15 protein-coding genes are annotated in these 13474 nt (G+C 62.6%); 14 read left to right on the top strand and 1 reads right to left on the bottom strand.

Annotation, left to right across the window (positions count from 1 at the left end; genetic code table 11):
• Window positions 1–136 precede the first annotated feature (136 nt).
• The 3 genes from FP026_RS00250 to FP026_RS00240 all read left to right on the top strand — a co-directional run bounded on the left by FP026_RS00250 (window position 137) and on the right by FP026_RS00240 (window position 3471).
• On the top strand, window positions 137–1876 hold the full coding sequence (locus tag FP026_RS00250) for an ABC transporter ATP-binding protein (protein ID WP_432444077.1): 1740 nt from the start codon (window positions 137–139) through the stop codon (window positions 1874–1876).
• A gap of 14 nt (window positions 1877–1890) precedes the next feature.
• Window positions 1891–2715: a 4-hydroxy-tetrahydrodipicolinate reductase gene (dapB, locus tag FP026_RS00245; protein WP_149632652.1), complete on the top strand. Its 825-nt coding sequence runs from the start codon at window positions 1891–1893 to the stop codon at window positions 2713–2715.
• Between the two features lie 120 nt (window positions 2716–2835).
• Window positions 2836–3471, top strand: coding sequence for a 2,3-bisphosphoglycerate-dependent phosphoglycerate mutase (locus tag FP026_RS00240; protein ID WP_149632651.1), 636 nt, complete (start codon window positions 2836–2838; stop codon window positions 3469–3471).
• Window positions 3472–3622: 151 nt separating this feature from the next.
• Here FP026_RS00240 and phnF read toward each other — a convergent pair whose 3' ends face one another.
• Window positions 3623–4357 carry a phosphonate metabolism transcriptional regulator PhnF gene (phnF, locus tag FP026_RS00235; protein WP_149632650.1) on the bottom strand — a complete coding sequence of 245 codons (735 nt, stop codon included), beginning with the start codon at window positions 4355–4357 and terminating at the stop codon, window positions 3623–3625.
• Between the two features lie 101 nt (window positions 4358–4458).
• Here phnF and phnG point away from each other — a divergent pair, with 101 nt between their 5' ends.
• The 11 genes from phnG (at window position 4459) to phnE (ending at window position 13466) form a co-directional block, all read left to right on the top strand.
• A complete protein-coding gene (gene phnG, locus FP026_RS00230) occupies window positions 4459–4935 on the top strand; it encodes a phosphonate C-P lyase system protein PhnG (RefSeq protein ID WP_149632649.1) in 477 nt (158 codons plus the stop codon).
• Window positions 4935–5561: a phosphonate C-P lyase system protein PhnH gene (gene phnH / locus FP026_RS00225; protein WP_149632648.1), complete on the top strand. Its 627-nt coding sequence runs from the start codon at window positions 4935–4937 to the stop codon at window positions 5559–5561. The genes phnG and phnH overlap by 1 nt, the downstream gene beginning before the upstream one ends.
• Window positions 5562–5564: 3 nt before the next feature.
• The gene (locus tag FP026_RS00220) at window positions 5565–6674 is read left to right on the top strand and encodes a carbon-phosphorus lyase complex subunit PhnI (protein ID WP_149632647.1); all 1110 of its coding nucleotides are present in this window, start codon (window positions 5565–5567) and stop codon (window positions 6672–6674) included.
• Window positions 6671–7597, top strand: coding sequence for an alpha-D-ribose 1-methylphosphonate 5-phosphate C-P-lyase PhnJ (locus FP026_RS00215; RefSeq protein ID WP_149632646.1), 927 nt, complete (start codon window positions 6671–6673; stop codon window positions 7595–7597). Before FP026_RS00220 ends, FP026_RS00215 begins: the two co-directional genes overlap by 4 nt.
• Entirely contained in the window at window positions 7594–8370 is a 777-nt protein-coding gene (phnK, locus tag FP026_RS00210; RefSeq protein WP_149632645.1) for a phosphonate C-P lyase system protein PhnK, read from the top strand. Before FP026_RS00215 ends, phnK begins: the two co-directional genes overlap by 4 nt.
• A gap of 9 nt (window positions 8371–8379) precedes the next feature.
• Window positions 8380–9087 (top strand): phosphonate C-P lyase system protein PhnL, encoded by a 708-nt coding sequence (gene phnL / locus FP026_RS00205; protein WP_149632644.1) that lies wholly within the window; start codon window positions 8380–8382, stop codon window positions 9085–9087.
• Window positions 9084–9701 carry a DapH/DapD/GlmU-related protein gene (locus tag FP026_RS00200; protein ID WP_149632643.1) on the top strand — a complete coding sequence of 206 codons (618 nt, stop codon included), beginning with the start codon at window positions 9084–9086 and terminating at the stop codon, window positions 9699–9701. Before phnL ends, FP026_RS00200 begins: the two co-directional genes overlap by 4 nt.
• A gap of 90 nt (window positions 9702–9791) precedes the next feature.
• Window positions 9792–10346 (top strand): pyridoxamine 5'-phosphate oxidase family protein, encoded by a 555-nt coding sequence (locus tag FP026_RS00195; protein WP_149632642.1) that lies wholly within the window; start codon window positions 9792–9794, stop codon window positions 10344–10346.
• 223 nt (window positions 10347–10569) lie between these two features.
• The gene (phnC, locus tag FP026_RS00190) at window positions 10570–11424 is read left to right on the top strand and encodes a phosphonate ABC transporter ATP-binding protein (protein ID WP_149632641.1); all 855 of its coding nucleotides are present in this window, start codon (window positions 10570–10572) and stop codon (window positions 11422–11424) included.
• 95 nt (window positions 11425–11519) lie between these two features.
• The gene (gene phnD / locus FP026_RS00185) at window positions 11520–12431 is read left to right on the top strand and encodes a phosphonate ABC transporter substrate-binding protein (RefSeq protein WP_149632640.1); all 912 of its coding nucleotides are present in this window, start codon (window positions 11520–11522) and stop codon (window positions 12429–12431) included.
• Between the two features lie 66 nt (window positions 12432–12497).
• Entirely contained in the window at window positions 12498–13466 is a 969-nt protein-coding gene (gene phnE, locus FP026_RS00180) for a phosphonate ABC transporter, permease protein PhnE (protein ID WP_149632639.1), read from the top strand.
• The last annotated feature ends 8 nt before the right edge of the window (window positions 13467–13474 follow it).

Here is a 13474-nt window from a genome sequence, read left to right as displayed (position 1 = left end):
CAAAGCCGTGCTAACTCTTTAATAGAGCCGCGGAAGCACGTGCCAGATGCGGCGCGCTTGGTTCAAGACAGGAAGCCGATTATTGAAATTGCCTGACCCGAAAAGCAAAAGCGTCGACAGCGAAGCCATTACCGGCATGCTGAAGCGTATTATCGCTGAGAACGGCCGCGATCACATTCGCGGCTACTCCATCGCGATTACCTGTCTGGTCCTCGTTGCGCTTTCGACCGCTTACATCGGCTACATCGTCAAATCGGTCATCGACAGCGCCTTCATCGCCCGCGATATCGTCGATGCCTGGAAAATCTGCTTCAGCATCTTCCTCGTTTTCGTGGTGCGCGGTTTTGCGGGATATTTCCAGTCGGTCATCCTGTCGAAGATCGGCAACAACATCATCGCCCGCTACCAGCGCCGGCTCTATTCGCATCTGATGACGCTGTCGGTCGGCTTCTTCAGCGAAGCCCGCTCCGCGCAGCTCGCCGCCCGGATCAGCCAGAACGTCTCCGGCGTCCGCGACGTCATGAACCTGACAATCACGTCGACGGCACGCGACCTTCTGACCTTCATCGCCCTGCTTTGCGTCATGATCTTCCAGGATCCGGTGCTCAGCATTGCCTTCGTCGTCATCGCGCCGCCTCTCTTCTTCGCGCTGCGCTATATTTCCAAGCGCCTGCGCGCCGCCACGCGCGATGCGATCGTCCTGAACAGCCACGTGCTGGGCGCTATGCAGGAGACCATTCAAGGCGTCTCCATCGTCAAAGCCTTCACAATGGAAGAAGAGCTCGAGCGCAAGATCAACAAGCTGATCACCGCAGCCGAGCACCGGCAGAACCGCATCGCCCGCCTTTCCGAGCGCAACGGCCCTCTTATCGAAACCGTCGCCGGCTTTGCGATCGCCAGCCTCTTTGCCTATGCCGCCTATCGCTCGATCTACGACAACGTCTCGCCGGGCGTATTCTTTTCCTTCGCCACCTCGCTGCTGCTCGCCTATGATCCGGCGCGACGTCTCGCCAAGCTGCAGGTGCAGCTGGAACGCGCGGTCGTCAACGCGCGGATGATCTACGAACTGCTCGACATGGAACCGCGCCAGCGCGATCTACCGGATGCCAAGCCGCTTAAGGTGACCGAGGCTCGCATCGAGTTCCGCGACGTGCATTTCGCCTATGGCGACGAGGCGGTTCTGTCTGGCGTCAGTTTCTCAGCCGAGGGCGGGCAGACGACAGCACTGGTCGGCCCTTCCGGCGCCGGCAAGTCCACCGTCATCAACCTCATTCCGCGCTTCTACGATCCCAAGGCCGGCGGCATCTTCATCGACGGGCAGGATATCGCGCATGTGACGAAACAGTCGCTGCGGGAACAGCTCGCCTATGTTTCGCAGCAGCCCTATCTCTTCGAGGGCACGATCCGCGACAATATCCGCTACGGCCGCCCGGAAGCGACCGATGCCGAGATCGAGGAAGCAGCCCGCCTCGCCTATGCCCATGATTTCATCGAGGCGCAGCCGATGGGCTACGAGACGCCGGTCGGCGAAAACGGCGTGACGCTTTCCGGCGGTCAGCGCCAGCGCCTGTCGATCGCCCGCGCGCTGGTACGCAACGCGCCGATCCTGCTTCTCGACGAGGCGACCTCGGCGCTCGACACGGAATCCGAAGCGGCCGTGCAGAAAGCCCTGGAAGAAGCGATGAGCGGCCGCACCGTCGTCGTCATCGCGCACCGCCTGTCGACTGTGATCCGCGCCGAGAAGATCGTCGTCATGCAAAACGGCCGGGTTGTCGAAGAGGGCAACCACGAGACGCTTGCGACCGCCGACAATGGCCTCTACGCTCGGCTCAACAACCTGCAGCTACCGGCGATTTCAAGCAATTCCCGCAAATAGACGATAGAGACGACATGAGCGACGATGCGATGAAGCTGGTGGTGGTTGGCGCGGCGGGCCGCATGGGACAGGCTCTCACCCGCCTCATCCACGCCACCGACGGCGTAACCCTGCATGCCGCGGTCGCCCGTCCCGGCTCCGCCTTCATCGGCAAGGATGCCGGCGAGATCGCCGGGCTCGGGCCGATCGGCGTTCCCGTCACCGACGATCCGCTTGCCGCCTTCCTTCATGCCGAAGGCGTCATCGATTTCACGACGCCGGCAACCAGCGTCACTTTTGCCGGTCTGGCAGCGCAGGCACGCATCGTCCATATCATCGGCACGACCGGCTGCTCGGACGAGGATGAGGCGAAGTTCACGGCAGCCGCGCGCCATGCCCGCATCGTCAAATCGGGCAATATGGGCCTCGGCATCAACCTTTTGAGCGTGCTTGTCGAACAAGCGGCGCGGGCGCTCCCCTCGAACGACTGGGATATCGAGGTGCTGGAGATGCATCACCGGCATAAGGTCGATGCGCCCTCGGGCACGGCACTGCTGCTCGGCCAGGCGGCCGCGAAGGGCCGCGGCATCGATCTTAACGACAATTCCGTGCGCGTGCGCGACGGCTATACGGGGGCGCGTCCGGCCGGTACGATCGGCTTTGCGACCCTGCGCGGCGGCGGCGTGGTCGGCGATCACTCGGTGATCTTCGCCAGCGAAAGCGAGCGACTGACGCTTTCGCACAATGCCGGCGACCGGTCGCTGTTTGCGCGCGGCGCGCTGCAGGCGGCTCTCTGGGCGCGCGACAAGAAACCCGGCTTCTATTCCATGCTCGATGTTCTCGGGCTTTCCACACGTTGATCCGATCCGGAGCGGATCGACACGCAACGCCGGTCCGCTCCAGCCTTTTATTGTCTCGCAATTCCTGACGGAAAACCGCTACGCACCTTTCCTGGAATTGCTCTATCAAGGAGAAATTTTATGAGCGGTACTCTCGTCCTCGTTCGCCATGGCCAGAGCGACTGGAATTTGAAGAATCTCTTCACCGGCTGGAAGGACCCCGATCTGACCGCGCTCGGCATCGAAGAAGCCAAGACCGGCGGCAAAGCGCTGGCCGACTACGGCATCAAGTACGATATCGCCTTCACCTCGGATCTCACCCGCGCCCAGCACACGCTTGACATCATCCTCGACGAAATCGGCCAGCAGGGCCTCGAAACGATCAAGGATCAGGCGCTGAACGAGCGCGACTACGGCGATCTTTCCGGCCTCAACAAGGACGATGCCCGCGCCAAGTGGGGCGAAGAGCAGGTTCATATCTGGCGCCGCTCCTACGACGTTCCGCCGCCGGGCGGCGAGAGCCTGCGCGATACCGGCGCCCGCGTCTGGCCCTACTACCTGACGGAAATCCTGCCGCGCGTGCTCGCCGGCCAGAACGTGCTGGTCGCCGCCCATGGCAATTCGCTTCGCTCGCTCGTCATGGTCCTCGACCGCCTGAACAAGGAACAGATCCTGGCGCTGAACCTCGCGACCGGCGTACCCATGGTCTACAAGCTCAAGGCCGATTCCACCGTCGCCTCGAAGGAAGTCCTCGGCGACATGTCCGGCGCACATTGAGCGCAATCTATTTGGGTTAGAAAGCCCCTCACCCTAGCCCTCTCCCCGCCTGCGGGGAGAGGGGACTACCTCTTCTAAAATTTTCGATTCCTATGGGATTGCGACGCGCTTCGGCAAGCTCACGAGGCCGGATGAGGGGCTATCCCCACTCTCAATTCTCGACAGTGAAGCGCACCCTGTCGGCGGCAAAGCGGGAAATCGAATATTGCACCGGGACATTGTCGAGATCCGCGTTGAGCGCCTGGGCGACCAGCACGATGGCGCCGGGGGATAATTGCAGATCGGCGAGATCGCTTTCGTCGGCATGGGTCGCGGTGATCTCGGTGACGACGCGGACGTAATCCGGCACGCCAAGTTCCTTGAATGCCTTGGTGATCGATCCGGTGATCCGGTAGATCTCGGCGATATCGCCGAAACGATCCGCCGGAAACCAGCTGGTGGCGCGCGATACCGGTCGGTGATCCGCCTGACCGAGCGTCTCCAGCCGCACGAGGGGAGCACCGGTTCTAATCTTGAGCTGCCGGGCCAATTCCACACTCGCCGCCTCTTCGCCTGTAGCAAGCAGGACGCTGCGGGTCTCGCGCACCTGGTCGCCGATCCCTTGCGAGAACCGCGTTCGCTTCGAGATCGGGAAGCTCAGCCGCTCCTTGCGCTCGATCAGCGTCCCGCGTCCCTGCACGGCCCGGACGATGCCTTCCTGTGCCAGTGCCGCCAGCGCGCTTCGGATCGTGTGCCTGTTAACACCGAACTGCAGCGCCAGCATCGTTTCCGGCGGCACCATGCCTGTCTCGTCGAAATCGCCGTGATTGATCGAGGTGCGAATCCGGTCGGCGATCTGCCGCCAGAGCGCTACGCCCGTTTGCCTCTGTATCTTCTGCCCTGCCATCTCGCCCACTCGCCCTGTCACACGCTTGTCACGACTCGCTAATAGATATAAGACTATCTTGTATGGTTGTCTATATCAATAGACATTTAAAGGAAGGCGCGATGAATTCAGCACAAAGGCAGGAAGCGGCCGCTCAGGAGCGTCGGGAACGCAAGCGCGTCGCCGATCTACTGGCGCAGGCCGAACGCGACGAGCTAGAGGCGGCCTGGGAAGCATTGCCGAGCAAGCCGACTGCACAGCCGGTGCGCGGACCGGAAACCGGGCTCGTCATGGTGCGCGGCCGCATCGGCGGCGGCGGCTCCCCTTTCAATCTCGGTGAAGTCACGGTGACACGCGCCACCGTCCGGCTGGCATCCGGCACCATCGGTCATGCGCATGCCCTCGGTACCGACCGGGAAAAAGCCAGGCTTTCCGCCATTTTCGATGGCCTGTGGCAGCAATCGGCCACGAGGGACTTCGTCGAGAAGGCGATCCTGCAGCCGGTCGCCGGGCGCATCGCCGAATATGACCGCAAGCGCGCCGAAGAGACGGCGGCGACGCGCGTCGATTTCTTCACCATGGTTCGCGGAGAAGATTGATGAGCCTGTTCAACACCCCGACCTTCGGCAACGAGGCCCTGACGGGCGGCTTCAGCGACCCGGTCTTCGACGCACAGAGCATCTTCAAGATGACGATGGACGCCATGGCGCATCCGGGAACCCTGCAGACCGTTGCGGCCGATATCGCGCCGCCGGCGCCGCTCGGCATCGCCGCCGGTGCGATTGGGCTCACGCTTTGCGACCATGACACGCCGGTCTGGCTTTCCACCAGCCTCGCAAGATCGAGCCTGCCGGAATGGCTAGCCTTCCACACCGGGGCGCCCGTCATCCCGGAAAGGCTGGAGGCGCATTTCGCCTTTGTCGAAGCCGGCATGGCGCTTTCCTCCTTCAGCCAATTCGGCATCGGCACGCAGGAATATCCCGATCGTTCGACGACGATCGTGCTGGAAATCGAAAATCTGGAAGGCGGCAAGGAACTGGCGCTTTCCGGCCCAGGCATCAAGGACATCAACATGATCGCACCGATCGGCCTGCCGGATGCGCTGCTGCGCATCTGGAACGACAATCGCGCCCTCTTCCCGCGCGGCGTCGATCTCGTCCTGACAGCGGGCCGGCAGTTCCTCTGCCTGCCGCGCACTACCAAGATCACCGCGACGGAGATGTAACATATGTATGTTGCCGTAAAGGGCGGCGAAGCCGCCATCGCCAATGCTCACCGGCTGCTGGCCGACCGTCGTCGCGGCGACCGCTCGCTGCCGGCCGTCGGCATCGACCAGATCGTGGCGCAGCTCGCGCTTGCCGTCGATCGCGTCATGGCCGAAGCCTCGCTTTATGACCGCACGCTCGCCGCACTCGCCGTGCGCCAGGCGCGCGGCGACATGATCGAGGCGATCTTCCTGCTCAGAGCCTACCGCACGACGCTGCCGCGCTTCGGCTACTCCCAGCCGCTCGACACCGCGGCGATGAAGATCGAACGCCGCATCTCCGCGACTTACAAGGATTTGCCGGGCGGCCAGCTTCTCGGCCCGACTTTCGACTATACGCACCGCCTTCTCGACCCAAGCCTTCTGACCGACGAGCCGGTGGACGAGCCCATGGAGCGTCCCGCAGAAGACGGCCGCGTCATGCGCGTGTCGGAAATCCTCGGCCAGGAAGGCCTGATCGAGGGCGACGGCACCATGCCTGTCGATCACGAAATCGGCGACCTGACGCGTGAGCCGATGGAATTCCCGATGACGCGCGACCTTCGCCTTCAGGCGCTCGCCCGCGGCGACGAAGGCTTCCTGCTGGCGCTCGGCTATTCGACGCAGCGCGGCTATGGTCGCAACCATCCCTTCACCGGCGAAATCCGCATCGGTGAAGTGGAAGTGGAATTCGAGGTGCCGGAGCTCGGCTTTGCCGTCTCGCTCGGCCGGATACAGGTGACCGAGTGCCAGATGGTCAACCAGTTCAAGGGTTCGGCCAAAGCACCGCCGCAATTCACACGCGGCTATGGCCTGGTCTTCGGACAGAGCGAGCGCAAGGCCATGGCCATGTCGCTGGTCGACAGGGCGCTGCGGGCCGAAGAGCTCGGCGAAGACATCGTTGCGCCGGCTCAGGACGAGGAATTCGTCATCTCCCACTCCGACAACGTGCAGGCGACCGGCTTCGTCGAACATCTGAAACTGCCGCATTATGTCGACTTCCAGGCCGAGCTCGACCTGGTGCGGCGCATGCGCCGAGATTTCGAGGCCGCTCGCCAAAGCGGCATGGATCCCATGACGGAGGCAGCCGAATGACCGAACTCGCCACCTACAATTTCGCCTATCTCGACGAGCAGACCAAGCGGATGATCCGTCGCGCCATTCTGAAGGCGATCTCCATTCCCGGCTACCAGGTGCCCTTTGCGTCGCGCGAAATGCCAATGCCGTACGGCTGGGGCACCGGCGGCGTGCAGGTGACCGCATCGATCATCGGCCCGCAGGACGTGCTGAAGGTCATCGACCAGGGTGCCGACGACACGACGAACGCCGTCTCCATCCGCGCTTTCTTCCAGAAGGTCGCCAATGTCGCCGTCACCACCCGCACGGACGAGGCGACCATCATCCAGACGCGCCACCGCATCCCCGAAGCCAAGCTCGGACCGAACCAGGTGCTGGTCTATCAGGTGCCGATCCCGGAGCCGTTGCGCTTCCTGGAGCCGCGCGAGACAGAGACGCGCAAGATGCATGCGCTCGAAGAATACGGCCTCATGCATGTGAAGCTCTATGAGGACATCGCCCGCAACGGCCGCATCGCCACGACCTATGACTATCCGGTCAAGGTCGCCGGCCGCTATATCATGGATCCGTCGCCGACGCCGAAGTTCGACAATCCGAAAATGCACCGCTCGGACGCACTGCAATTGTTCGGCGCTGGCCGCGAGAAGCGCATCTATGCCGTGCCGCCCTATACCGAAGTCGTCAGTCTCGACTTCGAGGACCATCCGTTCGAAGTGCAGCGCTTCGACAAGCCCTGTGCGCTTTGCGGCGCCGAGCAGGTCTATCTCGATGAGGTGATCCTCGACGACAAGGGCGGCCGCATGTTCGTCTGCTCCGATACCGATTTCTGCGAGGACCGTCGTGCTCACGGCCATGCCGGCCCTATGCTGGGGTCAAATGGGCTGGCGCCAAATGGGCTGGCATCCGATGGATTGCCTGGTGGCAAGGAGGCTGCCGAATGAGTGATTCACCGCTTCTCAAGGTCAAGGACATCTCGAAATTCTACGGCAGCCGCATCGGCTGCCGCGATGTGTCCTTCGAACTCTGGCCCGGCGAGGTTCTCGCCATCGTCGGCGAATCCGGCTCCGGCAAGACGACGCTGCTCAACTGCATCTCGACGCGGCTACTGCCGACGACGGGCAGCGTCGAATATCATATGCGCGACGAGACTTATCGCGACCTGTTCCGCATGAACGAAGCGGAGCGCCGCTTCCTGATGCGCACCGACTGGGGCTTCGTGCATCAGAACCCGGCCGACGGCCTGCGCATGACGGTTTCGGCCGGCGCCAATGTCGGCGAGCGGCTGATGGCGATCGGTAACCGCCACTACGGCAACATCCGCAATACGGCCCTCGACTGGCTGGAGCGGGTCGAGATCGATGCCGACCGCATCGACGACCAGCCGCGCGCCTTCTCCGGCGGCATGCGCCAGCGCCTGCAGATTGCCCGCAACCTGGTGACCGGCCCCCGCCTCGTCTTCATGGACGAGCCGACCGGCGGCCTCGACGTTTCCGTGCAGGCCCGCCTGCTCGATCTCGTGCGTGGCCTCGTCAACGATCTCGGCCTCTCAGCGATCATCGTCACGCACGACCTCGCCGTCGCCCGGCTTCTGTCGCATCGCATGATGGTGATGAAGGACGGACAGGTGATCGAACACGGTCTGACCGACCGCGTGCTCGACGATCCGCGCGAACCCTATACGCAACTGCTGGTCTCTTCGATCCTGCAGGTCTGAGGAACAAACATGGCAACCCCACTCGTCGTTTCCGAAGTCTTCAAAAGCTTCACCATGCATCTGCGCGACGGCATTCGCCTGCCCGTCGTCGCCGATGTCTCCTTCTCCGTCGCCTCGGGCGAATGCGTCGTGCTCGGCGGGCCGTCCGGCATCGGCAAGAGCTCGCTGCTGAAGATGATCTACGGCAACTACGCCGTCGACAGCGGCCAGATCCTCGTGACGCACAAGGGCAGGATCGTCGATCTTGCGACCGCCGACCCGCGCACCGTGCTCGACGTCCGTCGTCAGACCATGGGCTATGTCAGCCAGTTCCTGCGCACCGTGCCGCGCGTCGCTGCCATCGATGTCGTTGCCGAGCCGCTGCTTTCACGCAGCGTGTCGATGACCGAGGCCCGCGACAGGGCTGCGGAACTGCTCGCTCAGCTGAACCTGCCGCAGGAACTCTGGCAGCTGCCGCCCGCCACCTTTTCGGGCGGCGAGCAGCAGCGCGTCAACATCGCGCGCGGCTTCATAACCGACCACGCCATCCTGCTGCTCGACGAGCCCACGGCCTCGCTCGATGCCCGCAACCGGGCCGTCGTCGTCGAGATGATCGAACAGAAGAAGCAGGCGGGCGTCGCCCTTCTCGGCATCTTCCACGACGAAGAGGTGCGCGAGGCCGTCGGCAGCCGTATTCTCGACGTCTCGCAATTTTCGCCGCGAAAGGTCGCCGCGTGAACCGCAAATTGGGCGAGACGCCCTTCATCAGCCCTTCGGCGAGCGTCAACAATTCGACGCTCGGCCGCTACACCGAGGTCTCCGACCGCTGCCGCATAGATGAAGTCGAGATCGGCGACTATTCCTACATCATGCAGGATGGCGCGGTCTGGTGCGCGACGATCGGCAAGTTCGTCAACATTGCCGCGGCCGTGCGCATCAACGCCACCAACCACCCGACATGGCGCGCGACGCTGCATCACTTCACCTATCGCGCCGCCGACTACTGGCCGGATGCCGATATGGAGACCGAGTTCTTCACCTGGCGGCGCGACAACCGCGTCGTCATCGGTCATGACGTCTGGATCGGCCATGGCGCTACGATCCTGCCGGGTGTCACGGTTGGCAATGGCGCCGTGATTGGCGCGGGTGCGGTCGTTTCCAAGGATGTCGCTCCCTACTCGATCGTTGGCGGAGTGCCGGCCAAGCTGATCCGCGAGCGTTTCACACCCGAGGTCGGCGCGCGCATGGACAAGCTCTCATGGTGGGATTGGGATCACGACCGCCTGCGCACGGCGCTTGCAGATTTCCGCGCCCTCTCAGCGGAGGATTTTCTGGATCGCTACAGCGCTTGACGACGTTTTCCACGCGAACCGGGCTTGCAAGGCACTGACGGGCGATCCAGCTTTCAGGCCGTCCTTTCGCAGGGACCGGGAGGAGTTATCATGGCAAAGCAGTTTTCCAGCATCGACGACCGGCTGCGCGATTTCATCGCGCGGCAGCACATCTTCTTCACGGCATCGGCGACATCGGATTCCCGTGTCAATGTTTCGCCGCGCGAAACACTGTGCCTGCGCATCATCTCCCCGAACGCAGCCATCTATCTCGATCGCACCGGCAGCGGCAACGAGACCTCGGCCCATATGAAGGCCGACGGCCGGCTGACCATCATGTTCTGTGCCGTCGAAGGGCCGCCGATGATCCTGCGCCTTTACGGCCGCGGGCGGATCATCCATCGATCGTCGCCGGAATATCGGGAATTGCTGCACGATCACTATGCGGACGAAGAGCCGTTGGGCGCGCGGCAGATCGTGCGGCTGGACTTCGATCTCGTACAAACGTCCTGCGGTTTCGGCGTGCCGCTCTTTTCCTATGAAGGCGAGAGGCCGAGCCTCGATCAGTGGGCCAAAGCCAAGGGTCCTGAAGGCATTGAAGAATACCGGCGCGAGAAGAATAGCTTCAGCATGGACGGCCTGCCGACAGGTATGTTTGACAGCTAAACTTTAAGGAAAGCTCTCAGCCGGCTAATCTTGCAAAATCGCCGGGAATTGTAACAGCAGTTACATAAAACTGACATTGGAGCTTCATGAAGCGGGACTAATCGGTTGCTTTGTGATCGGCGCCATCCCCTCGAAACTCCTTTCGAGACAGGGGCACGCGCCCATTCTTAGCACCGGTACCGCTGAAATTTTTGCAGCCCGGCAGCCGCGAAAGGGAAGCACTATGTTCGAACTCAGGAATGTCTCGCGCCGGTTTGGCAACAAGCTCGCTGTCGATTCCGTGACTTTGGACATACCGCAGGGACAGATGGTCGGCGTCATCGGCCGTTCCGGTGCCGGCAAGTCGACACTGCTGCGCATGATCAATCGCCTGGCCGACCCGAGCTCCGGCTCCATCCACTTCTCCGGCACCGAAGTCTCCAAGCTGACCGGCCGTGCGCTGCGCAGCTGGCAGCGCGACTGCGCCATGATCTTCCAGCAGTTCAATCTCGTTCCGCGCCTCGACGTACTCACCAACGTCATGCTCGGCCGCCTGAACCAGCGCTCGACCGTGCTGAGCCTTCTTTCCGTCTTTACCCACGAGGAGCGCATCCAAGCCATTGCCGCGCTGGAGCGCCTTGGCATCGAGCAGACGGCACTTCAGATGGCCGGCACGCTTTCCGGTGGCCAGCAGCAGCGCGTCGCCATCTGCCGCGCGCTGATGCAGCAGCCGAAGATGATGCTGGCCGATGAGCCGATCGCCTCACTCGATCCGCTGAACGCCAAGATCGTCATGGACGCGCTGCGAGACATCAACGAGCGCGAAGGCATCACCGTCATCACCAACCTGCACACGCTGGATACGGCCCGCAACTATTGCGAACGCATCGTCGGCATGGCAGCTGGCCGCGTCGTCTTCGACGGCAAGCCGGCCGACCTGACGGCAGCCGCCGTCAAGGAAATCTATGGCACCGACAAGGACGGCGCCGGCATCGACGAGACCATGACGTCGACCTCCATCAACATTGCCGATCCGGCCGCACAGGCCGCGGCAACTGAATCTGCTGGCCCGCAACCGCTGGCACTGGCCGGTCTCTGAGAGGGACGGCCGGGATCGAAGGCCCGCGTCAAGGGCGCATTTCTTCTATCAGAGCGAAGACATCCGGGGACACCGGTTAATCAGGAGACGAACCCATGTTGAAGAAAGCACTCTTTGCCGCTACGGCGCTCGTCGCGCTCGCAGTTGGCGCTGCTGCTAACGCTGCAGATCTCAAGGAATTCCGCGTCGGCATTCTCGGCGGCGAAAACGAAGCCGACCGCCTGCGCAACTACGCCTGCCTCTCCGACCACCTGAAGAAGGAATTCGGTTTCGAGAAGGTTTCGCTATTCCCGGCCGCCGACTATAACGGCGTTATCCAGGGTCTGCTCGGCGGCACGCTCGACTTCGCCGAACTCGGCGCTTCCGGCTATGCAGCCATCGCCATCAAGGACCCGAAGGCCGTTACCCCGATCCTGACGACGCAGCAGACCGACGGCTCGACCGGCTACTACTCGATCGGCCTCGCCCTCAAGTCCTCCGGCATCAAGACGATCGCGGACGCCAAGGGCAAGAAGCTCGGTTATGCCGATCCGGACTCCACCTCGGGCTACCTCGTTCCGCTGACGCAGATTCCGAAGACCACCGGCATGCCGAACGACAAGTTCTTCGCCTCGACCCAGTTCAACGGCGGCCATGAGAACAACCTGCTCGCCGCCTATGACGGCAAGGTCGATGTTGCTGTCGACGACTCCTCGGGCGTAGGCGATTTCAAGGACGGCTTCACCTCCGGTACGTTCCGCAAGGAAGTCGACAAGGGCGCCGTCGACCCGAACAAGCTCGTCGAAGTATGGCGTTCGCCGCTGATCCCGAACGGCCCGCTCGTCGTTCGCAACGCTCTCGGCAGCGAATGGCAGACCAAGCTGACGGACTTCTTCATGAAGCTCCCGACGGCTGACGCCAAGTGCTTCAACGCCATCGAAGGCGGCGACTTCAAGGGCTACGTCAAGGTTACCCCGGACTTCTACAACGCCGTTATCGACGTTCGCAAAGCTGCTATCGGCGGCTGATCCGCATCCCGATAATTGGGCGGCCGGCAACGGCCGCCCTTTTGCTATTCATAAAGGCTGAATTTCATGACGATCGCCGATACGCATCCGAACATGCAAAGCGCCAAGGAGATCGGCGACGCCTGGAGCAAGATGGTGGCTCGTCGCCGTCTCTACACCGGCATCGGTCTCGCGATCCTGCTCGTCGCCTTCGTCAGCTCGGTGCGCTTCGCCGACGAAAACAACGCCGGCCATTTCTTTGACCGCCTGCCGCATCTCTTCGATTTCCTGAGCTGGCTCATTCCAAAGGGCTGGGCCGACGTCTACCGCGCGCTCTTCGACCTGCAGAGTCCGAATGGCGCAAACGGCGCCGGCGGCGAGGAATTCAATTTCCCGCTCGGCCGAGTCTATGTCTGGGGCGATTTCTACATCCCCGAATATTTCGAGCTAATGATCATCACGATCAACGTGGCGCTGGTATCGACCATCATCGGCTTCGTTTTCGCCGTGCCTTTGAGCTTCTTCGCCGCGCGTAACATGTCACCGTCCAATCCGATCCGGCTGGTGACCAAGCGCATCATGGAACTTCTGCGCGCCTTTCCGGAAATCGTCATCGCCGGCCTATTCTCCGCGATCCTGTCGATCGGTCCCATCGCCGCCATCATCGCGGTCGGCCTGCATACGATCGGCGCGCTCGGCAAGCTGTTCTACGAAGTCGTCGAGAATATCGACATGAAGCCCGACGAGGGCATGCGCGCCGTCGGCGCGAGCTGGAGCGAGCGCGTCCGCTTTGCCGCCCTGCCGCAGGTGCTGCCGAACTTCATGTCCTATGCGCTGCTGCGGCTCGAGATCAACGTTCGCGCCTCCACCATCATCGGCGCCGTCGGCGGCGGCGGCATCGGCGAGGAGCTCAAACTTGCGATTTCGCGCGGTTTCGGCGCCAAGACATTGGCGCTGGTGCTGCTTCTCTTCCTGACGATCATCGCCGTCGACCAGTTTTCCGCATGGCTCCGCCGCCGCCTCGTCGGCGAGCATGCCTTCCTTTTGCAGCATTGAGGTTGACC

It is taken from the genome of Martinezella tropici (assembly GCF_008370325.1).
In the GTDB taxonomy this organism is placed as follows: Bacteria; Pseudomonadota; Alphaproteobacteria; order Rhizobiales; family Rhizobiaceae; genus Rhizobium; species Rhizobium tropici_B.
Note: the sequence above shows the minus strand (reverse complement) of the source record. Positions and strands in the feature narration are given on the sequence as shown.